We start from the raw sequence: 19,871 nt of genomic DNA, 5'->3' as shown, positions 1-19,871 counted from the left end.
GGTTTCGGCCCCGGGCAGGGCACGATATTGAGCATGTCCAGCAATTCCGGCTTCCCGAGCCTTCCCAACCTGCCCGACCCCGGCACCCCCATGGCCGCCAGCCCGCTCACCCGCGCCGTGCTCGAGATCGACGAGTACGCCTCCGGCCTCGGCTGGGACCAGCCCGCCCGCCTCTTCGCCCTCGTCGACACCGCGCGGCTCCGCACCCAGGAGCCCGCGCTGGCCGCCCAGCTCGGCCTCGACGGGGCCCAGGACGCCTCCTCCGCGCCGTCCTTCACCCCCATCGAGCAGGACGAGCTGCCGGCTGGCACCGCCCTCGACAAGTTCCTCGGCACGATCGCCTGGCCGGATGCCGTGGTCGGGTGCGCCCTGACCGTGGAGCGGCTGATGCTGCCGCCGTCCGCGGAGGGCTCCGTGCCGCACGGGATGAACGAGAAGCAGCTGGCCAAGTGGGTGGCCAGGCACCCGGACCGGCAGGAGGTCCGGATGACGGTCGCGGTGCTGCGCGACGGGGCGCGCGAGTCCGCGGTGCGGCTGCGCGAGAAGGACTCGCCGACCGAGGTGCTGACGGGGCCGGACCTGGTGCCGGGGCTGGCCGAGGCGCTGTCCGTGACCTTCGCCGACTGAGGACGCCGGGACCTGGGGACGGGGCCCCTGCCGCGCGGACGCGCTCCGGGAGATGTCCGGCGGCCTTCGCCGCGCGGCACAGTGGCCGCCCACTCAGGAGCCGGAGGCCTCGGGGTGCGGGGCCGGAGCCCCGCATCGTCTCCGCCGCAGCGGTGATAAGCCACGTGATAAGCCACGACGGCGGAATCCTGCGGTGCCGAACCGACCGCGCCCATGAGGCGAAGATCCGCCGGCCAGGCTCAGCGCACCGAACAGCCCGGCAGGGCGGCGTCGTCGCCCTTGCGGATCTTCTCCAGCGCCGCGAGGGCGTCGCCTATCGTGTCGACCTTGACGAGCCTGAGCCCCGACGGGGTGTCCTTGGCCGCGGCCGCGCAGTTGTCCTTGGGCGTCAGGAAGTAGCGCGCGCCCTTGTTCCGCGCGCCGACGGTCTTCATCTCGATCCCGCCGATCGGCCCGACCTTGCCGGTGTCGTCGATCGTGCCCGTGCCCGCGATGAACTTGCCGCCCGCCAGGTCGCCGCCAGGGGTGAGCTTGTCGACTATGCCGAGGGCGAACATGAGCCCGGCGCTGGGCCCGCCGACATCCGCCAGCTTGATGTTGATCGGGAACGGGAAGGTGTGCGCCGACCCCGCCTGGATGCCGACGATCGCCCGCTTGTCCCCGGGAGCCTGGGCCGTCGTGAGGGTGACGGTCTCCTCCGCCGTGGGCTGCCGCTTCTCCTTCTCGGCGGCGGTCGCCTCCTTCGCGGGTATCACCCGGAAGGTGACCTTCTGGCCCGGCTGGTGCTTGGTGACGAGCTTGGCGACGTCACCGGGCTGCCCGACCTCCGCGCCGTCCACCGACTTGATCACGTCGCCCGCGTGCAGCCGCCCCTCGGCCGGGCTGTTCTTCACCACCGACGACACCACGACGTGCGTGCCGACGCCCGGGATCTTCAGCTGCTTGAGCGCCGCGACCTTGGCGCTCTCCTGGGACTGGCTGAACTCCTCGGCGGTCTCCTGGTTCAGCTCGTCCTGCGACTTGTCCTCCGGATAGAGCGTGCTGTGCGGCACCACCAGGCTGTCGCGGCTCAGCCAGCCGTAGACGGCCTCCACCAGATTCATCCGGTACTGCGCCCCAGTCACCCGCACCGTCGTCATGTTGAGGTGCCCGGAGGTCGGATAGGTCTTGCGGTCGGAGATCTGGATCACCGGCTCGCCGCCGTGCTCGCCCAGGGTGTTGACCGTCGGCCCCGGCGACATCTCCGAATACGGCACGGGGATCAGCACGCCGGCGCAGAGCAACGCGACCAGCATGAGGAGGGAAGCGAGCATCGTCGCGGTGCGCCGGGGCATGGAACGACAGTACGGGACGGGTCCGACAGTCCACTCCCGGGGCGGTCCGTACGGGGCAGGGCCCCTGCGTCCCCCGTCTCGGCGGGTCCTGCGCATCCGGCGCAGGACCTCAGGCCGAACCGGGCCCCGAGTCCGAGCGTTCCATCGCCTCACGGAACTTCTCGTACCCAGCGAGCTCCGCAACGTCGCCGCTCTTGCGGTTTCTGGCCGCCCAACTTCCCCACAGGGCGGCCACCACAGCCGCGGCAACCGGAATCAGCAACCACGCGAGCGCCGCCATGCCGGCCTCCGACCCCTTTACACCATCGTTAACTGACCGATGAGCAGATTAATAGCCTGCCGTCTCAACGCTCACGTGAGGGGGCCGGTTACGCAACCGGAAGCGATCCGTCCGTGAACGTGGTCGTGGCTGTGGCCGTGGACTACGCCGTGGACTGGCACGCCCCCACCCACTCCTCGGTCCCGTCCGCGAACCGCTGGTGCTTCCAGATCGGCACCTCGCGCTTGAGGTCGTCGATGAGCCTGCGGCACGCGTCGAACGCCTCGGCCCGGTGCGGGCACGAGACCGCCACCACCACCGCGAGGTCACCGACGGCCAGTTCCCCCACCCGGTGCACGGCCGCGAGCGCCCGCACCGGGAAGTCCGCCGCCACCTTCTCCGCCACCCGTCTCAGCTCGGCCTCGGCGGAGGGGTGCGCGGAATAGGCGAGCCGCTCGACGTCGGCGCCGCCGTCGTGGTCGCGCACCGTGCCCACGAAGAGCGCGGTGCCGCCCGCGGCGTCGTCCCCGACGGCCGCGAACACTTCGTCCACGGACAGCGGGGTGTCACGGACCGCCAGCAGCCGGACGGGATCCGGTGCCGCGGCTTCGCCCGGGTGATCGTACGTACGCACCATGAGCCCATCGTGCCGTATACGCCCCGCCACGGGGACCCCGCCGTCCCCCGGCGTACGGCCCCCGCCTACGCCCTGCGGCGGGCCTTGCGCGCCCTGCGCACCAGCGCGGCCGTGCCCAGCAGGGCGACCGTGGCACCGGCGGCGCCCGCGGCGGTGGCGTCCTTGCGGCCGAGGCGGCGCCCCGCGACCGTGTGCCGGCCCGCGACCTCCTCCAGCAGCTCCGCGAGGACCTCTTCGTTCGTCCACCGCGGCCGCCAGCCCGCGTCGTGCAGCCGGTGCCCGCTGACCACCCAGGGGTGCATCGTGTACTCGAGGTCGCCCGCCGGGGACGGGGTCAGGCCCAGCCGGTGCAGCCGGGAGGCCGCGCCGAGCGCCACCGAGGACGGCAGCTCCATGCGCCGGATGCCGGTGAGCTCCTCGACCTCCTCCTGCTCCAGCCAGCCGTCGCAGCCGACCGCCAGCTCGCCCTCGGCCTTCTCCAGGGCGGCGAACTCGAGCGCGCTCACCAGGTCCTCGACATGGCAGAACTGCCAGGCGGGCCGCGAGCCGGCCACCACCAGCAGGCGCGGCGACTCGAAGTAGCGGGTGAGCGCGGTGTCCGTGCCGCCGACCAGCACCGCCGGCCGGAGCACGGTGACGTTCAGGCCGGGGTGCGCGCGGGGGGCCCGGCGGGCGAGGCGCTCGATCTCCAGCAGGTCGCCGACACCGGTGGCCTCGGCCGTCGCCCGCAGCTCGGCGTCCTCGGCGAGCGGGACGTCGTTGTCGGGGCGGGCCCCGTAGACCATCGCCGACGTGCACAGCACCACCCGGTGCACCCCCGCCGCCGCGGCGGCGGTCAGCACGGTCTGGGTGCCGCGCACGTTGTAGGCGGTACGGGCGGCGGCGTCGGTCTCGAGGTCGAGGTCGAGCGCGAGGTGGACGACGACGTCCGCGCCGCGCAGCTTCTCCGCGATCACCGGGTCGCGTACGTCCAGTACATGCCACTGCGCCTCGGTCACATCACCGCGCCGCTCGTCGATGGCGACGACGTGCTTGACCTCCTCGGACGCGGCGAGCCGCCGCGTGAGCAGCGCGCCGACACCGCTCGCGGCACCGGTCACGGCGACCACGGGCCGTCGGCCGTGCAGGCTCGTACTGTCTCGCGCGGAACCGTTTCGCGCTGCGCGAACTTCTCGGTCGGGGGAACTCACCGGGCGTCTCCAGCGGTTGTCTTCAGTGCGTACGCGTCACCACGTGTGTCATGACCCGTACGTACCAGGTGACGTCCATCCTGCCGCAGGCCCCGGGTCGGCGAAGCACCAAGCCCGGATACGGCCGAGGTGTCTACGCTGGGTGGTGTTGTCGGGCATTCGCCGCCGGTCGTGAGCCGGTGGCCCTACGAGCCGAGGAAACCCGTGAGTGACACCCCATTCGGATTCGGTCTTCCGCCGGAGAAGCCGGAAGACGGCGACAACGGCAAGAAGAAGGGTGGTGACCAGGGTGGCGGCGACCACGGACAGGGTCCGGTGAATCCCTTCGGATTCGGACCGGGCGCAGGCGGCGACAATCCGTTCGCCGCGATGTTCGGTTCCATGAACATGAACCCGTCCGACCTGGGCGCCGCCTTCCAGCAGCTCGGCCAGATGCTCTCGTACGAGGGCGGCCCGGTGAACTGGGAGATGGCCAAGAACATCGCGCGCCAGACCGTCGCGCAGGGCACCGCCGACGGCTCCAAGGACGCGAGCGTCACGGACGGCGAGCGCGCCGCGGTCGAGGAGGCCGTGCGCCTGGCCGACCTGTGGCTGGACGGCGTCACCTCGCTGCCGTCCGGCTCCGGCACGGCGGTGGCCTGGAGCCGCGCCGAGTGGGTCGAGGCGACCCTGCCGGTGTGGCAGGAGCTGGTGGACCCGGTCGCGGAGCGCGTCGGTGCGGCCATGGGCAGCGTCCTGCCCGAGGAGATGCAGGCCATGGCCGGCCCGCTGATCGGCATGATGCGCTCCATGGGCGGCGCCATGTTCGGCACCCAGATCGGCCAGGCCGTGGGCGTGCTGGCGGGCGAGGTCGTCGGCTCGACCGACATCGGCCTGCCCCTCGGCCCGGCCGGCAAGGCCGCGCTGCTGCCGTTGAACATCGAGGCGTTCGGCTCCGGCCTGGGCGTCCCGCAGGAGGAGGTGCGGCTGTACCTGGCTCTGCGGGAGGCGGCCCACCAGCGGCTCTTCGCGCACGTGCCGTGGCTTCGCTCGCACCTGTTCGGCGCCGTCGAGGGCTACGCCCGCGGCATCAAGGTCGACACCGCCAAGCTCGAGGACGTGGTCGGCCAGCTCGACCCCACCCACCCCGAGCAGCTGCAGGAGGCCCTGCAGCAGGGCATGTTCCAGCCGGAGGACTCGCCGGAGCAGAAGGCCGCGCTCGCCCGTCTGGAGACCGCGCTGGCGCTGGTCGAGGGCTGGGTGGACGCCGTCGTGCACGCTGCCGCCGCCCCGCACCTGCCGTCCGCCGACGCCCTGCGCGAGACCCTGCGCCGGCGCCGGGCCACCGGCGGCCCCGCGGAGCAGACCTTCGCCACGCTGATCGGCCTGGAGCTGCGGCCCCGCCGTCTGCGCGACGCCTCCCGGCTGTGGGCCTCGCTCACGGACGCACGCGGCTTGGAGGGCCGTGACGGCCTCTGGGAGCACCCGGACATGCTGCCGACCGCGGCCGACCTGGACGACCCGGACGGCTTCGTGCACCGCGAGCACCTGGACTTCTCCGAGCTCGACAAGATGCTCGGCGAGGCGGCCGGTGGCGCGCCGAAGCCCGGCGAGCCGGAGAAGGGCTCGCACGGCGAGGGCCCCTCGGACAGCAAGGGCCCCGAAGGCTCCGCGGACTCCGAGGGCGGCAAGTGACGCTTCGGGACGACGCGGAGCGGGTGCTCAAGGAGTGGACCGCTTCGTCGGGTGACCCCGCGCAGGAGGCCCTCCGGCTGGCCTACCTCGACCACCTGGAGGCCCACCCGGACGGCATGTGGAAGGCCTGCCGCGACGGACACATCACGGCCAGCGGCCTGATCGTCGACCCGGTCGGCGGGCGCGTCCTGCTCACCCTGCACCGCAAGCTGCAGATGTGGCTGCAGACGGGCGGCCACTGCGAGCCGCAGGACGCCACGCTCGCCGGTGCCGCACTGCGCGAGGCCACGGAGGAGTCGGGCATCGCCACCGGGCTGACCCTCCTGCCGGGCGGCCCCATACGGCTGGACCGTCACCGGACGCCCTGCGCCTGGCACTTGGACGTGCAGTACGCGGTGCTCGCACCCGAGGGCGCCGTGACGGCCGTCAGCGAGGAGTCGCTGGACGTGCGCTGGTTCCCGTACGACGAGGTGGCCTCGGTCGCCGATGCATCGGTCGTGCGGCTGGTGCAGCAGACCCGGGCCCGGCTGTAGACGAGCCGTAGGCGAACGGGGTGAGGTCCGGGGCGGAAACCGCCCCGGACCTCACCTCACTCTGTGCGAGCGGCCGGCAGGTGCGGCAGCCGGTCGGCGGCAACCACACCTTCGAGGTACCCGCGTGCACGCTCGGTGCGCGGGTACGCATCCAGCAGCTGCCAGAAGGCGGCGCCGTGGCCGGGTACGAGCAGATGCGCCAGCTCGTGGAGGAGGACGTAGTCCACGACGTACTCGGGCATGCCCTGCAACCGGTGCGAAAGACGGATGCTGCCCTCCGCCGGGGTGCACGACCCCCAACGGGTGTTCTGGTTGGTGACCCAGCGCACCGTGTCGGGCCGCGCGCGGCCCCCGAGGTACTGCTCCGAGAGGCGCTCGGCACGGTCCGCCAGCTCGGCGTCGCCCAGCATCCGCTTGCTCTCCTGCGCAGCGAGCCTCTCGAGCATCACGCCAACCCACCGCTGCTCCTCCGCGTCCGACATACGGGCCGGGATGAGGACCACGGTGCGGTCGCCCTCGCGGTAGGCGGAGACGGTTCTGCGACGGCGTGCGCTCCGACGGACCTCGACCGCGCTGTCCTCGGCGCCTTTGGCCAACGGGCTCGAGGCGCTGCGCGGTGGTCTTGCGGCACTGTGCAGTGGGTCGACGGGCACGCCCCGACGTTACCCGCTGGCGGCACGTGAAGTCCCGCCCGCCGCCGGGTTGGCGAAGAAACCCGCGCCACGACCATTCATACGACAATCACCGACTGCCTGTGGATAACTGCGCACGGTCATCGCCCGGGACGTGCATGCTGAATCCGGCTCGAGGATTCGAGGGGTTCAAGGGCTTGAGGGGTTCGAGGGGTTCGAGGGGGAGACATGCAGACGAACGTGTGCGAGGTCGCGCCGGAGGCGGTTGCACTGCCGGACTCGGCACATCCGGTGATCAAGCCCGCGCTGCGGCGCGCCTGGCGCAGCCGCGACACCGTGCAGTTCGGGATGACCCGGGCGCACGCGGCGGTGGTCTCGCCGGTGGACACCGCGACGGGTTCTTTCCTCGGCCTGCTGGACGGCACGCGTGGCCTGCCGCTGCTGCGTGAGGAAGCGAGAGCCATGGCGCTGCCCGAGGGGCGGGCCGACGCGGTGGTGGGGCGGCTGGCCCGGGCCGGGCTGCTCGACGACTCGCGCGGCGGCGGCGAGGGCGGTGCCGCTCTGCGGAGCCGCGGCGGAGCACTGGAGCGGCTGCGGCCGGATCTGGCCTCGCTGTCCGTGCTGTATCCGGAGCCGGGTGCGGCGATGCGGCTGATGGCCGCGCGGCAGGAGTCCCGGGTGCAGGTGCGGGGCGCCGGCCGGGTGGGTGCGGCCGTCGCGGCGCTGCTCTCGGCGTCGGGGGTGGGCCGGGTCGACGTGGTGGACGGCGGCTGTGTCGAGCCGTGGGACGTGGGGCCCGGCGGGCTGGGCACCGACCGGGAGGGCGAGCGGCGGGATGCCGCCGCGCGGCGGGTGGTGCGGCAGGCCGCGCCGCTGCCCCTGCCCCGGGACCGGGCGCGCGGCGGCCCCGGGGAGCGGAAGGCCGGGGGCGCGGGGCCCGAACCGCCGCTGGCCCTCACGGTGTTCGCGCCGCGCGAGGGGCTCGCGGCGTACGCACCGGATCCCGCGGCGGCGACGGATCTCGTCTCCGCCGGGATGCCGCATCTGTACGCGGGAGTTGCCGAGGCCACCGGGGTGGTGGGGCCGCTGGTGCTGCCCGGCTGGTCCGCGTGCGCGGGCTGCATGGAGCTGGGGCGGGCCGAGGAGGACGCCGCCTGGCCACGGATGCTTGCCCAGTGGAGGTCCGGCCGGCGTGCGGGGGTACCGTCTTGCGACATGGCACTGGCCACGGTGGTGGCGGGGCTGACCGTGTCGTGGGCGCTCGCGTTCCTCGACTGCGGGTCCATGGCGAACGCGGGGGTGCGCCTGGAGCTGGCGCTGCCGGGTCCCCACTGGTCCTCCCGCACCGTCGAGGCTCATCCGCGGTGTTCGTGCGGTGCGGCGGGATCCGCCGGTCCCGGGCGGTCCTCGGCCTCGGGGGTCCCGCACGGGAGAATGCACGGGTAACCGCCGTCAGCGGCGTGGCTGTTCAGCTAGTTGGAGGGGCGCATGTCTGATCTACCGCGCAAGGCGGTCGCTCGTACCGCCAAGTTGGCCGCGCTGCCACTGGGGTTCGCAGGCCGCACCGCGCTCGGGCTGGGGAAGCGCATCGGCGGGCGGCCGGCGGAGCTGATCGCCGCGGAGCTGCAGCAGCGTACGGCCGAGCAGCTGTTCGCAACTCTGGGCCAGCTCAAGGGGGGTGCGATGAAGCTCGGGCAGGCGTTGTCCGTCTTCGAGTCGATGCTCCCGGAGCAGATCGCGGGCCCCTACCGGGCGGCGCTGACCAAGCTTCAGGAGGCGGCACCGCCGATGCCGACCGCGTCGGTGCACGCCGCGCTGGCGGAGCGGCTCGGCCCGGACTGGCGGGATCTCTTCGAGGAGTTCGAGGACAAGCCGGCCGCCGCGGCGTCGATCGGCCAGGTGCACAGAGCGGTCTGGCACGACGGCCGCGAGGTCGCGGTCAAGGTGCAGTACCCCGGGGCGGGCGATGCACTGCTGTCCGATCTCACCCAACTGGGGCGCTTTGTCAGGCTGCTGGGGCCGCTTGTCCCCGGCATGGACCTCAAGCCCCTCATCTCCGAGCTGCGTGACCGGGTGTCCGAGGAACTGGATTACGCACTGGAGGCACGGGCCCAGAGCGCACACGCACGGGAGTTCGCCGGTGACCCGGATGTGACGGTGCCGGAGGTGGTGCACCAGGGCAACCAGGTGCTGGTGACGGAGTGGATGGACGGGACGCCGCTGTCCGAGGTCATAGCGGAGGGCACCCAGGAGCAGCGGGACCGGGCCGGTCAGTTGCTGGCGCGCTTCCTGTTCTCCGGCGCGACCCGCACGGGGCTGCTGCACGCGGACCCGCATCCGGGCAACTTCCGGCTGCTGACCGGGGACGCCCCGGACGGCCCGCCGGAGAAGTGGCGGCTGGGGGTGCTGGACTTCGGCACGGTGGACCGGCTGCCCCAGGGGTTGCCGCCGCAGATAGGCACCGCGCTGCGGCTGACGCTGGACGGTGACGCCGAGTCGGTCCACGAGCTGCTGAGGGCCGAGGGATTCGTCAAGCCGGAGATCGAGCTCGACCCGGGGGCGGTGCTGGACTATCTGCTGCCGATCATCGAGCCCGCACGGGCGGAGGCGTTCACCTTCACCAGGGAGTGGATGCGCGCGCAGGCGACGCGGATCGCCGATCCCCGCTCTCCCGCCTATCAGCTGGCGCGACAGCTCAATCTGCCGCCCGCGTACTTGCTGATCCACCGGGTGACGACCAGCACCATAGGCGTGCTGTGCCAGCTCGGCGCGACCGTGCGGCTGCGTGACGAGATGGAGGAGTGGGTGCCCGGATTCGCGGCCGACAGCCGCGGTCAGGAGACATCCGCCTGAGGACGGCCCCGAGGGGTCACCACCAGGAGGAGTCGAGCCGGCCCTCGATCGCTCTGAGGTTGGCGCGAGCGCAGTCGTCGCAGAAGTAGCGGCGACTGCCGTTCTCGACGGAGCAGGTCCAGGTCGGCGGCGTACCGTCGGCGGTGGCGCCACAGCGGGCACACGTGGTGGTCCCGGTGGCCTCAGGGTCCAACTGCGCTGAATCAGGCGTCTTCTGGTCCACTCCCAGACGATATCCCCGTGGGCCGTTCACGAGCGCACAACGCACCCGACGCGGCACGGGGCCGGTCCGTTCGAACCGGCCCCGTTCAGGGTCCGCCTGATGGCATCCGGGCAGTGCTGTTCACTGCATGACGGCCATGGCGAGGGCGCGCCGGGCACGCAGCGAGGCCCGCTCGGCACGGCGCTGCATGCGCCGGGCGACGATGAGCCGCGTCGCGGTGCGCTCGGCAGCGGCCTCGCGGAGCCGGTCTTGCATTTGGGCCCGGGCCAGGATTTCTGGGAAGAGTTGCATTTCGAGGTTCCTGTTCTGACGCGATGCAGTCGCATCGGCTGTGTCACGGGCGAGGATCTGGGAGCCGTCCGGCTCGAAGGTCGGATGCTGCATCGTCGGGTCCTGCTTCTTGGGGTCGTACGTCATGGGGCGGTCGAGGGTGCCGGGCGCGTTCATGCGACGACGGCGTTCTTGCGCGGGCGGCCACGGGGCCGCTTGCGGGCCACGACAACGCCCTGGACGAACAGCTCGCCACCCCAGACACCCCACGGCTCGCGGCGGTCCTTGGCGCCGGCGAGGCAGGCCTCGCGCAGCGGGCAGGTCTGGCACAGCGCCTTGGCGTACTCGACGTCCGCGGGGGACTCGGCGAAGAAGACCTCCGGGTCATAGCTGCGGCACGGGACGGGGACGCCCAGGTTCTCGATCGCCTCGTCGAGGTCGGTCAGGGCGGTGAGGGAAGTCAAAGTGTCCTCCGTGGGAACGGGCGGGGGGATCAGGTCGGTGGCTGACGGGGTGTGCGTCCTGAGTTGCACGGTGTTCATTCCTCGTCTGTCGTTTCCGGCTGGTGGCCGGGCTTGGTTCCCCGGGCTTGGGGACAAACAAAAGGGCCGCGGATCCCGGTGTGGGTTCCGCGGCCCTGGAAGGTGCCGACCTGATCGCGCGATCAGGCTGGATCTCTCCAGGGTTCGAGCCCACGGAAGGCCCACATCGTGTGGTGCTGGTACTGCTCGGTCAGGGACCCGGCGCCTTCGGTCGCCGACGCAAGGGCACCTGCCAGGGCCGGTGCCGCCGCTGCCGTTTCCGCTACCTCGGACGCCTTGGTCGGTCGCTCATTGACCAGGGACGGGGCAGCAAAGGACAGACCGGTGCCATTGAAGGAACCGAACGGAAGACCGGAGACGGCACCGAGCGGACGCATGGCGAAGACCTCGCGATCGGTCATTTTGTTCTCGGAAATGAAGCTGATCATTGGGCTCGCCTCCTCTCGGCGTCTCGGGGACGGATCGTGATCCGTCACATTCGGTTGATTCCAGCACGGAGCCATCGGCTCCGGAAGGAGCCGTTGTTTCCCTGCTCGGAAGGCTATGGGTAGGCCGTCCACCCACGCAAACTATTTTTCCGGAGAATTTTCCGGCCCCTCGCGCCCGGCCGGCTCGAGGCCGGCACACAGCGCCAGGACGTCGGCTCCGAACCTGCCGAGCTTGCGCCCTCCCACACCTGAGATGCCCGAGAGCTCGGCTTCGGTTCCCGGTACGGCCTCGGCAATGGCCAGCAGTGTTTTGTCGGTGAAGACGCAGTAGGCGGGCTGCCCGAGCAGCCGGGCCTGCTCGGCACGCCAGTCGCGCAGCCTCTCGTGCAGCGCCTCGTCCAGCTCCGAGGGGCAATCCTCACAGCGCATCAGCTTGATCTCGCCCGCCTCCGTGAGCGTGCGCCCGCAGACCCGGCACCGCACACATGTGCGCCGCGCCCTCCTGGCGGCGGCGCCGCGCTCGACGCCGCCGGCCGCCGACGGTGCCGCCCCCGGGGCCCCCGGGCGGAGCGTGCCGGAGCCGGGCCGCAGGCCGTCCAGGAAGCGGCTGGGGATCCGGGAGGCACGGCCGCCGGGCGTACGGGACAGCGCCCAGGACAGGGTGAGGTGGTGCCGGGCTCGGGTGACGCCGACGTAGAGCAGCCGCCGCTCCTCCTCGACCTGCTCGTCCGTCCTGGCGTAAGTGATCGGCATCATGCCCTCGGTGAGACCGACCAGGAAGACGGCATCCCACTCCAGGCCCTTGGCGGCATGCAGTGAGGCGAGCGTCACACCCTCGACCGTGGGGGCGTGCTGGGCGCCGGCCCTCTCCTCCAGCTCGGCGACGAGATCGGCGAGCACGGCGCCCGGCCTGGCCCGCGTGAAGTCCTCGGCGAGGCGGACCAGCGCCGCCAGGGACTCCCAGCGGTCGCGCACCGCCCCCGAGCCGGCCGGCGGCTCCGGAGTCCAGCCGCGGGTGGACAGCACCGCCCGCGTCTGGGAGGGCAGCCCCTCCGCATCGGCCAGCTGGGGGTCCGTGCTCCGGCCGGCCCGGGCGGCGCCCTTGAGCAGCAGCATCGCCTCGCGCACCTCGGGGCGCTCGAAGAACCGCTCGGCCCCCCGCAGCTGATAGGCCACCCCGGCGTCGGCGAGGGCCTGCTCGTACACCTCGGACTGGGCGTTGATGCGGTACAGGACCGCGATCTGGCTCGCGGGGACCCCGGAGTCGATGAGGCGGCGGATGCGCCGCGCGGTGCCCTCGGCCTCGGCGGTCTCGTCCGGGTACTCCGTGTAGCCGGGCTCGGGGCCGGCCTCGCGCTGGGAGACCAGCTCGAGCCGGTGCTCGGCGGCCCGCCCCCGGGCCTGCGAGAGCAGCCCGTTGGCCAGGCGCACCACCTGCGGCGTGGAGCGGTAGTCGCGGACGAGCTTGACGACCGTCGCCCGCGGGTGACGGGCGCGGAAGCCCAGCAGGTGGTCCGGGGTGGCGCCGGTGAAGGAGTAGATGGTCTGGCTGGCGTCGCCGACGACGCACAGGTTCTCCCGCTCGCCCAGCCACAGCTCGAGGAGACGCTGCTGGAGGGGGCTGACGTCCTGGTACTCGTCCACGACGAAGTGCTGGTACTGGCGGCGCACCGTTTCGGCGATGTCGTGCCGGTCCTGGAGGATGCCCACGGTCAGCAGCAGCACATCCTCGAAGTCGATCTCCCCGCGCTCGCGCTTGAGCTGCTCGTACATCCCGTAGACGCGGGCGATCTCGGCGGGGTCGCGAGGGGCCTCGCGGCGGGACGCCGCGGCGGCGGCCGGGTACTCCTCGGGGACGGTCTGGGTGACCTTCGCCCATTCGATCTCGCCCGTCACATCGCGCAGCTCGTTGCGGTCGAGCCGGATCCGGCAGCGGGCCGCGGACTCGGCGACGAGCTGGACCTTCCGCTCGACCAGCCGGGGCAGGTCGCCGCCCACGGCCTTCGGCCAGAAGTACTGGAGCTGGCGCAGCGCGGCCGAGTGGAACGTCCGTGCCTGGACACCGTCCGCGCCCAGCTGGCGCAGCCGGCCGCGCATCTCCCCCGCCGCGCGGTTGGTGAAGGTGACGGCGAGCACACTCGCGGGTTGGAGCACACCGGAACGGACGCCGTACGCGATGCGATGGGTGATCGCGCGCGTCTTGCCCGTGCCGGCCCCGGCGAGCACGCACACGGGGCCGCCGAGGGCCGTCGCCACCTCGCGCTGCTCGGGGTCGAGCCCGTCGAGCACCGCGTCCGGGCTGTCCGGCACACGCGGGAAGAGGGTGGAGTGCGTTGCTGCTGTCACCCCGCCATGCTGCCAGGTCCGCGGGGACGACCGGGAACGTCGTCCACAGGCGCGGCAGCGCAGTCGTACTAATGCTCGGGAATGGTGGGCGGCCGACGCACGTTCCAGCTACGGAGCACCACCCACCACGAAGCCATCCCTGGAGGAGCATCCATGTCCGCTGCCGTGACGATGTACAGCACCACTTGGTGCGGTTACTGCCGACGCCTCAAGAGCCAGATGGACCGCGAGGGGATCACGTACAACGAGGTCAACATCGAGCTCGACGCTGACTCGGCGGCCTTCGTGGAGAAGGCGAACGGCGGCAACCAGACGGTCCCCACCGTTCTCTTCGCCGACGGCTCGACGCTCACCAACCCCTCGCTGGCCCAGGTCAAGGCCAAGATCGGCGTCTGAGCGGCGCGTTACGGCAACGGCTCGCCGTACCAGAGCTCGATCAACCGGGCCGCGATCGAGATGCCCGTGGGAGGCAGGACCTCCCCGGACTCGAACGCGGCCCGGAGCTCTGCCCGGGAGAACCAGCGGGCCTCGTGGATCTCCTCGCCGTCGACCTGTATGTCGGAGGCCAGGGCACGGGCCCGGAAGCCGAGCATCAGGCTGGACGGGAAGGGCCAGGGCTGGCTGGCGACGTACGCCACCTCGCCGACCGGCACACCGGCCTCCTCGGCGACCTCGCGCCGCACGGCCTGCTCGATCGACTCGCCCGGCTCGACGAAGCCCGCGAGCGTGGAGAAGCGGCCCTCGGGCCAGTGCATCTGACGGCCCAGCAGCGCACGGTCCTGGTCGTCGGTGACCAGCATGATGACGGCGGGGTCGGTACGCGGGTAGTGCTCGGCACCGCACGCCGGGCAGCGGCGGATGTGGCCCGCGGCGGCGATGACGGTGCGCTCGCCGCAGCGGGAGCAGAAGCGGTGCAGGCGCTGCCAGTTCTCCAGGGCCACCGCGTGCACCAGCAGGCCGGCGTCGCGCGGCGACAGCAGCAGGCCCGCCTCGCGCAGGCCCGCCGGGCGTGCCGACTGGTCCATGCGGCCCGGCAGCGCGTCCTTCTGGAGGGCGAAGTAGGCGACGCCGTCCTCGTCCTCGCCGAGGAAGTAACGGTGCGTCTCGGTGACGGGCGCCTCGAAGGCGGGCGTCATGACGAGCTCGGTGCGCCCGTCGGGGGTGTCGTCGATCAGCGCCTGGCCGCCGGAGACCACGAACACCCGCGTCGAGGGGTGGCTCCACGCCGCGGAGAGCCAGGCCTCGTCGAGGCGGTGGTGCGCGGCACGGTCGATGCCGCTGGCGCCGGTCAGCTTGATCGGCTGATCGGCGGCGAACTCGGTCCAAGTGGTCACGGCTGCTTCCAACTCCCCCTGCGGATGGTGATGGTGCGTCATGGGCGCGGACCGCCTGTCAGGCGGTCCGCCCTCCCCCTGCGGCGAGGTCGCCCCACAGATAGGCGGCGGTTTCCACGCCCTTCATCAGAAGGTCCAGCTCGACCTTCTCGTTCGGCGCGTGCCAGCCGTCCGAGGGCACCGAGATGCCGAGGAACAGCACGGGGACGCCGAGCACGTCCTGCAGATCGGCGGCGGGGCCGGAGCCGCCCTCCCGCGTGAAGCGGATCTTCTGCCCGAAGGCACGGCCCATGGCCCGGACGACGGACTCGAGGGCCGGGTCGTCCAGCGGGGTCAGGCAGGGGCGGGTCGCGCCCCAGAAGGTGATCTCGTGCCGGATGCCGTCGGGCAGCTGCCGGGCCACCCAGTCCCGCACGGACCGCTGGACGCGTTCCCCGTCCTGCCCGGCGACCAGGCGGAAGGACAGCTTGAGCTGGGCCGCCGAAGGCACGATCGTCTTGCCGCCGGGGCCCTGGTAGCCGCCCGAAATGCCGTTGACCTCGGCGGTGGGACGGGCCCAGATCCGCTCCAGCGTGGTGTACCCGGCCTCGCCGAGAGTGGCGTGCGAGTGGGCGGTGCGCTGCCACCGCTCCTCGTCGAAGGGCAGCTCCGCGAAGAGTTCGCGCTCGCGGTCGGTGAGTTCGACGACGCCGTCGTAGAACCCGGGGACCGAGACGCGGCGGTTCTCGTCGTGCAGGGCGGCGGCCAGGCGGGCGGCCTCGGTGGCGGGGTTGGGGACCGCGCCGCCGAAGGAGCCGGAGTGGATGTCCTGGTCCGGGCCGTACAGGTCGATCTGGCAGTCCGTGAGACCGCGCATGCCCGTGCAGACCGTCGGGGTGTCCTCGGACCACATGCCGGTGTCGGAGACGATCACCGTGTCGCAGGCGAGCCGGTCGGCGTGCTCCCGGATGAGGGCGGGGAAGTTCGGCGAGCCGGACTCCTCCTCGCCCTCGACGATCAGCTTGAGGTTGACCGCGGGGGCGGTGCGGCCGGTGGCCGCCAGGTGGGCCCGTACCCCCAGGGTGTGGAAGAGGACCTGGCCCTTGTCGTCGGCGGCGCCGCGCGCGTACAGCCGGCCGTCCTTGACAACCGGCTCGAAGGGCTCGGTGTGCCAGCCGTCCTCGCGGGCGGCGGGCTGGACGTCGTGGTGCCCGTAGACCAGGACGGTCGGGGCGCCCTCGTCGCCGGAGGGCCACTCGGCGAAGACGGCCGGGGCACCGGCGGTCTCCCAGACCTCCACGGTCGGGAATCCGGTCGCGGTGAGCTTCGCCGCCAGCCAGTCCGCGCTGCGGCGCACATCGGCCGCACGGCCGGGGTCGGCCGACACGGACGGGATGCGCAGCCACTCGGCGAGGTCGTCGAGGAAGGCGGCGCGGTGTGCGTCGATGTACGTGCGGACGGCGCTGTCCGGGGTCTCGCTCATGCCATCGAGCCTATCCGGACACGCGAGGTGACCGGGACCGACATCCGTCTCCGGGGCGTGCTCACGCCACCTCCCCCAGCAGAACCCGCTCAAGGGCCGCGCGGTCGGGCAGATCGGGCGGACGGACGACCGTGCCGTCACGGACGTAGACGAAGGCGGCGGTGACGGAGGGCAACGGGATCCCGTGCCGCTCGGCCCAGGCCAGGCGGTAGATCGCGAGCTGGAGGGGGTCGGCGCCGTGCTCGCGGTGGGTCTTCCAGTCGACGATTTCGAAGGTGCCGGGCTCGGTGCCGCGGTAGACCGCGTCGATCCGGCCGCGGATCACCCGGCCCGCGAGGGCCAGCTGGAACGGGGCCTCGACGCGGTGCGGGGTGCGCCGGGCGTACGGGGTGCGCTCGAAGGCGGCCTTGAGCGCGGCGAGGTCGCGCTCGTCGGCGATCTCGGGCTCGTCGTCGGCGCCGCCGGGCAGCTCGTCCGGGCCGAGCAGCGGGAGGGGCAGTGCCTCGAAGCGCGACTCCACCCAGGCGTGGAACCGGGTGCCGCGGCGGGCCGCGGGCTGCGGCGGCAGCGGCATGGGCCGGGCCAGCTCACGGGCGAACCCATCCGGGTCCGCGGCGAGCCGGACCAGCTGCGAGGCGGTCAGCGACGGCGGCACGAGCACCTCGTGCACGCTCGCGCGGGCGCGGCGCAGCTCGCCGGCGAGGGCGTCCAGGTCTCGGTCCCACGAGGCGGTGAGCCGGTGCTCCTCCGGAGTGAGGGTCGCCACGTCGTCGTCCGCCGACGCCCGCCGGGGGGCGGGCAGGCCGACAGGGTCGGGCCGCGGCGCGGACAGGCGGCCGGTGCGGCCCGGCTCATCCGTGCCTGAAGCATCCGGGTCACCGCCGGGCACCGGGCGGGTTCGGGGCAGGTCATCCCAGTCGGTATCGCCGAGGTCCTCGTCCTCGGAGTCGGGATCGGGATCGGGGTCGGCCGGCGGCCACTCCGGGTCGTACGCGGGCCGGGCCCCCGACGGCTCGGAGCCGGGGAGGGAGAGGCGCTCAAGGCGGCGCCGGACCTCGGCCGCCGCGGCGCGGCGCAGGGCCAGGGCGCCCGGGTCCAGCAGGAGCGGCCAGGCGAGGTCGGCCTCGGGCCGCTCCAGGGCCGGGTTGGCCGCGCCCTCCTCGGGCGGCTCGGCCCAGGCCTCGATCTCGCCGTGGCCCGCCTCGCAGTGCTCGCGCAGGGCGTGCAGGAAGCCGGACGGGCCGCGCGGCCGCTTCTGTTCCGGCCCCCACCAGTGGCCCGAGCCGAGCAGCAGCGAGCGGGGGCGGGTGAAGGTGACGTAGCCCAGGCGGAGTTCCTCGATGCGCTGGTGTTCCTTCATCGCGTCCTTGAACGCGGTCAGGCTCTTGCCGTCCCACTCCGCGACGTCGGGGAGGGTGTCGGCGTCGCCGCGCAGGGCGTGCGGCAGCACCCTCGCCTGGGACGTCCAGGAGTCGCGGGACTGCTCGCTCGGGAAGGTCTTGGCGACGAGCCCCGGCACCGCGACGACGTCCCACTCGAGCCCCTTGGACTTGTGCGCGGTGAGGATCTTGACGGTGTCCTCTCCGCCCGGGAGCGAGCTGTCGAGGCCCTTCTCGTACTGCACGGCGGTGCGCAGGAAGCCGAGGAAGGCGAGCAGCCCGGCCTCGCCGTCCAGCCCGGCGAAGCCCGCGGCGATGTCGAGGAACCGGGCGAGGGTCTCTCGGCGGCGGGCGGCCAGGGCGTGCGGCGAGGCGGAGAGTTCGACCTCCAGGCCGGTGGTGGCCAGCACCCGGTGGAGGACGTCCATCAGCGGGTCGGCCAGGCAGCGCCGCAGGTCGCGCAGTTCGGCGGCGAGCCGGGCGAAGCGGACGCGCGCCTCGGCGGAGAACGGCAGGCCGTCGTCTGTCGCCTCGCTGGTGAGGCCGGTGAGGAAGGTGTCGAGCGCGTCGGCCAGGGAGACGACCTCCGCCGGGTCGCGGCCCTCGACGGCCTCCGCGAGCCGCCGCTCCGGGTCCGTGCCGCCGGAGCCGTACGGCACGAGCGTGCGGGCGCGGCGGCCGAGGAGGGCCAGGTCGCGGGGGCCGATGCGCCAGCGCGGCCCGGTCAGCAGCCGGACGAGCGCGGCGTTGGCCGTGGGGTCCTGGAGCACTTCGCAGACCGCGACCAGGTCGGCGATCTCCGGCAGGTGCAGCAGCCCGGACAGGCCGACGACCTCGACCGGGAGGTCGCGCGCCACGAGCGCGCCCTGGATCCGGGCGAAGTCGGCCGCCGTACGGCACAGCACCGCGACCGCACCCGGTCGGGTGCCCGTGCGCACCAGGTGGGCCAGCGAATCGGCCAGCCACTCCAGCTCCTCGGCCTGGGTGGGCAGCAGTGCGCAGCGCACCGTGCCGTCGTGCTCGGCGCCGGGGGCGGGGCGCAGCGCCTCGACGCCCTCGTGGCGCTCGCGCAGCTCGGCGGCCAGGCCGTTGGCGAGGCGGAGGAGACGGCCGCCGCTGCGCCGGTTCTCGCCGAGGGCCTGGCGCCGGGCGGGGCTGCCGTCGGCGTGCGGGAAGTGGCGGGGGAAGTCGTCGAGGTTCGCGACGGAGGCGCCGCGCCAGCCGTAGATCGCCTGGCAGGGGTCGCCGACGGCGGTGACCGCGTGGCCCGTGCCGCCGCCGAACAGCGCGGCCAGCAGCCGCCGTTGGGCGACGGAGGTGTCCTGGTACTCGTCGAGGAGGACGACCCGGAACTGCTCGCGCAGGATCCGCCCGACCTCCGGGCGGTGCTCGGCCAGCTCGGCGGAGCGGGCGATCTGGTCGCCGAAGTCGAGGAGGCCGCGTCCGCGCTTCTGGGCGCGGTACGCCTCGACCAGGCCGAGCAGGTCGAGGCGGGCGCGGGCGGCCTCCGGCACCTTGCGCAGGTCGGCGTTGGAGAGCTTGGTGCTCTCGAGGGCGGCCAGCAGCTCCGTGTCGTGGGTGCGCAGCCGGGCCGGCTCCACGAGGTGCTCGGCGAGCTCGGCGTCGAGGGCGAGGAGGTCGGAGACGAGGTCGCCGAAGGGGCGGGTGAGCGCGGGGTGCGGGCCCGGGGAGGCGCGCAGGACGCCGGCGGCGAGCTGGAAGCGGGTGGCGTCGGCGAGCAGGCGGGCGTCGGGCTCGAGGCCGATGCGCAGGCCGTGGTCCTTGAGGAGCCGCCCGGCGAAGGCGTGGTAGGTGGAGATCTGCGGCTCGCCGGGCAGACCGTCCTCGTCGCCGTCAGAGGCATCCGTGGTGATTCCGGCCTCGGCGAGGGCCTTGCGCACGCGCTCGGACAGCTCGCCGGCCGCCTTGTTGGTGAAGGTGAGCCCGAGGACCTGCTCGGGCGCGACCTGCCCGGTGCCCACCAGCCAGACGACGCGGGCGGCCATCACGGTGGTCTTGCCCGACCCGGCGCCGGCCACGATGACCTGCGGGGCGGGCGGCGCGGTGATGCAGGCCGTCTGCTCCGTGGTGAAGGGGATGCCGAGGAGCTCCTTGAGCTGCTCGGGATCGGTCAGGCGCGGGGTCACG

Annotated in this window: 19 protein-coding genes; 6 read left to right on the top strand and 13 right to left on the bottom strand. The window is 73.0% G+C overall.

Annotated features, from left to right (window positions below):
- The first annotated feature begins 33 nt into the window (after positions 1 to 33).
- A complete protein-coding gene (locus ACV530_RS19995) occupies positions 34 to 627 on the top strand; it encodes a PPA1309 family protein (RefSeq protein ID WP_494333911.1) in 594 nt (197 codons plus the stop codon).
- A 239-nt stretch (positions 628 to 866) separates the two neighbouring features.
- Here the strand turns inward: ACV530_RS19995 and ACV530_RS19990 are convergent, their stop codons facing one another.
- From ACV530_RS19990 to ACV530_RS19975, 4 genes are all read right to left on the bottom strand, one after another.
- Positions 867 to 1,961, bottom strand: a complete 1,095-nt coding sequence (locus tag ACV530_RS19990; protein ID WP_494333910.1) for a YlbL family protein — start codon at positions 1,959 to 1,961, stop codon at positions 867 to 869.
- A gap of 109 nt (positions 1,962 to 2,070) precedes the next feature.
- Complete coding sequence (locus ACV530_RS19985; RefSeq protein WP_494333909.1) at positions 2,071 to 2,241, bottom strand: hypothetical protein; 171 nt, start codon at positions 2,239 to 2,241, stop codon at positions 2,071 to 2,073.
- Positions 2,242 to 2,383: 142 nt separating this feature from the next.
- Positions 2,384 to 2,857: a molybdenum cofactor biosynthesis protein MoaE gene (locus ACV530_RS19980; RefSeq protein WP_494333908.1), complete on the bottom strand. Its 474-nt coding sequence runs from the start codon at positions 2,855 to 2,857 to the stop codon at positions 2,384 to 2,386.
- A gap of 65 nt (positions 2,858 to 2,922) precedes the next feature.
- The gene (locus ACV530_RS19975) at positions 2,923 to 4,047 is read right to left on the bottom strand and encodes an SDR family oxidoreductase (protein ID WP_494333907.1); all 1,125 of its coding nucleotides are present in this window, start codon (positions 4,045 to 4,047) and stop codon (positions 2,923 to 2,925) included.
- Between the two features lie 204 nt (positions 4,048 to 4,251).
- Between ACV530_RS19975 and ACV530_RS19970 the strand changes: the two genes are divergently transcribed.
- Positions 4,252 to 5,721: a zinc-dependent metalloprotease gene (locus ACV530_RS19970; RefSeq protein ID WP_494333906.1), complete on the top strand. Its 1,470-nt coding sequence runs from the start codon at positions 4,252 to 4,254 to the stop codon at positions 5,719 to 5,721.
- A complete protein-coding gene (locus ACV530_RS19965) occupies positions 5,718 to 6,254 on the top strand; it encodes an NUDIX hydrolase (protein WP_494333905.1) in 537 nt (178 codons plus the stop codon). Before ACV530_RS19970 ends, ACV530_RS19965 begins: the two co-directional genes overlap by 4 nt.
- Before the next feature lie 56 nt (positions 6,255 to 6,310).
- On the opposite strand, the gene ACV530_RS19960 is transcribed toward ACV530_RS19965, so the two are convergent.
- Complete coding sequence (locus ACV530_RS19960; RefSeq protein WP_494333904.1) at positions 6,311 to 6,907, bottom strand: M48 metallopeptidase family protein; 597 nt, start codon at positions 6,905 to 6,907, stop codon at positions 6,311 to 6,313.
- 207 nt (positions 6,908 to 7,114) lie between these two features.
- On the opposite strand from ACV530_RS19960, the gene ACV530_RS19955 reads away from it, so the two are divergent.
- Complete coding sequence (locus ACV530_RS19955; protein ID WP_494333903.1) at positions 7,115 to 8,332, top strand: ThiF family adenylyltransferase; 1,218 nt, start codon at positions 7,115 to 7,117, stop codon at positions 8,330 to 8,332.
- A 42-nt stretch (positions 8,333 to 8,374) separates the two neighbouring features.
- On the top strand, positions 8,375 to 9,739 hold the full coding sequence (locus tag ACV530_RS19950; RefSeq protein WP_494333902.1) for an ABC1 kinase family protein: 1,365 nt from the start codon (positions 8,375 to 8,377) through the stop codon (positions 9,737 to 9,739).
- Positions 9,740 to 9,755: 16 nt separating this feature from the next.
- On the opposite strand, the gene ACV530_RS19945 is transcribed toward ACV530_RS19950, so the two are convergent.
- The 5 genes from ACV530_RS19945 to ACV530_RS19925 all read right to left on the bottom strand — a co-directional run bounded on the left by ACV530_RS19945 (position 9,756) and on the right by ACV530_RS19925 (position 13,548).
- Complete coding sequence (locus tag ACV530_RS19945) at positions 9,756 to 9,962, bottom strand: hypothetical protein (RefSeq protein ID WP_494333901.1); 207 nt, start codon at positions 9,960 to 9,962, stop codon at positions 9,756 to 9,758.
- A 120-nt stretch (positions 9,963 to 10,082) separates the two neighbouring features.
- Positions 10,083 to 10,409 (bottom strand): putative WhiB-interacting protein, encoded by a 327-nt coding sequence (locus tag ACV530_RS19940; protein ID WP_494333900.1) that lies wholly within the window; start codon positions 10,407 to 10,409, stop codon positions 10,083 to 10,085.
- Positions 10,406 to 10,765: a WhiB family transcriptional regulator gene (locus ACV530_RS19935; protein WP_494333899.1), complete on the bottom strand. Its 360-nt coding sequence runs from the start codon at positions 10,763 to 10,765 to the stop codon at positions 10,406 to 10,408. The genes ACV530_RS19940 and ACV530_RS19935 overlap by 4 nt, the downstream gene beginning before the upstream one ends.
- A gap of 131 nt (positions 10,766 to 10,896) precedes the next feature.
- Entirely contained in the window at positions 10,897 to 11,202 is a 306-nt protein-coding gene (locus ACV530_RS19930) for a hypothetical protein (RefSeq protein WP_494333898.1), read from the bottom strand.
- A 141-nt stretch (positions 11,203 to 11,343) separates the two neighbouring features.
- The gene (locus ACV530_RS19925; RefSeq protein WP_494333897.1) at positions 11,344 to 13,548 is read right to left on the bottom strand and encodes an ATP-dependent DNA helicase UvrD2; all 2,205 of its coding nucleotides are present in this window, start codon (positions 13,546 to 13,548) and stop codon (positions 11,344 to 11,346) included.
- A 153-nt stretch (positions 13,549 to 13,701) separates the two neighbouring features.
- Between ACV530_RS19925 and ACV530_RS19920 the strand changes: the two genes are divergently transcribed.
- Entirely contained in the window at positions 13,702 to 13,944 is a 243-nt protein-coding gene (locus ACV530_RS19920; RefSeq protein ID WP_494333896.1) for a mycoredoxin, read from the top strand.
- An 8-nt stretch (positions 13,945 to 13,952) separates the two neighbouring features.
- Here the strand turns inward: ACV530_RS19920 and nudC are convergent, their stop codons facing one another.
- The 3 genes from nudC to ACV530_RS19905 form a co-directional block, all read right to left on the bottom strand.
- Entirely contained in the window at positions 13,953 to 14,882 is a 930-nt protein-coding gene (nudC, locus tag ACV530_RS19915; protein ID WP_494333895.1) for an NAD(+) diphosphatase, read from the bottom strand.
- A gap of 58 nt (positions 14,883 to 14,940) precedes the next feature.
- A complete protein-coding gene (locus ACV530_RS19910) occupies positions 14,941 to 16,344 on the bottom strand; it encodes a dipeptidase (protein WP_494333894.1) in 1,404 nt (467 codons plus the stop codon).
- A gap of 61 nt (positions 16,345 to 16,405) precedes the next feature.
- Positions 16,406 to 19,870, bottom strand: coding sequence for an ATP-dependent helicase (locus ACV530_RS19905; RefSeq protein WP_494333893.1), 3,465 nt, complete (start codon positions 19,868 to 19,870; stop codon positions 16,406 to 16,408).
- Position 19,871 lies beyond the last annotated feature (1 nt).

Source organism: Streptomyces sp. SX-6 (genome assembly GCF_059089585.1).
The sequence above is the reverse complement of the archived record's forward strand: the minus strand, read 5'-3'. Positions and strand labels throughout refer to the sequence as shown.

What these genes read in the sequence shown, in the direction of transcription:
- ACV530_RS19995 (WP_494333911.1), top strand. Translation starts at nt 34, where the DNA reads ATGTCCAGCAATTCCGGCTTCCCGAGCCTTCCCAACCTGCCCGACCCC.
- ACV530_RS19990 (WP_494333910.1), bottom strand. Translation starts at nt 1,961, where the DNA reads ATGCCCCGGCGCACCGCGACGATGCTCGCTTCCCTCCTCATGCTGGTC.
- ACV530_RS19985 (WP_494333909.1), bottom strand. Translation starts at nt 2,241, where the DNA reads ATGGCGGCGCTCGCGTGGTTGCTGATTCCGGTTGCCGCGGCTGTGGTG.
- ACV530_RS19980 (WP_494333908.1), bottom strand. Translation starts at nt 2,857, where the DNA reads ATGGTGCGTACGTACGATCACCCGGGCGAAGCCGCGGCACCGGATCCC.
- ACV530_RS19955 (WP_494333903.1), top strand. Translation starts at nt 7,115, where the DNA reads ATGCAGACGAACGTGTGCGAGGTCGCGCCGGAGGCGGTTGCACTGCCG.
- ACV530_RS19950 (WP_494333902.1), top strand. Translation starts at nt 8,375, where the DNA reads ATGTCTGATCTACCGCGCAAGGCGGTCGCTCGTACCGCCAAGTTGGCC.
- ACV530_RS19940 (WP_494333900.1), bottom strand. Translation starts at nt 10,409, where the DNA reads ATGAACGCGCCCGGCACCCTCGACCGCCCCATGACGTACGACCCCAAG.
- ACV530_RS19930 (WP_494333898.1), bottom strand. Translation starts at nt 11,202, where the DNA reads ATGATCAGCTTCATTTCCGAGAACAAAATGACCGATCGCGAGGTCTTC.
- ACV530_RS19920 (WP_494333896.1), top strand. Translation starts at nt 13,702, where the DNA reads ATGTCCGCTGCCGTGACGATGTACAGCACCACTTGGTGCGGTTACTGC.
- ACV530_RS19910 (WP_494333894.1), bottom strand. Translation starts at nt 16,344, where the DNA reads ATGAGCGAGACCCCGGACAGCGCCGTCCGCACGTACATCGACGCACAC.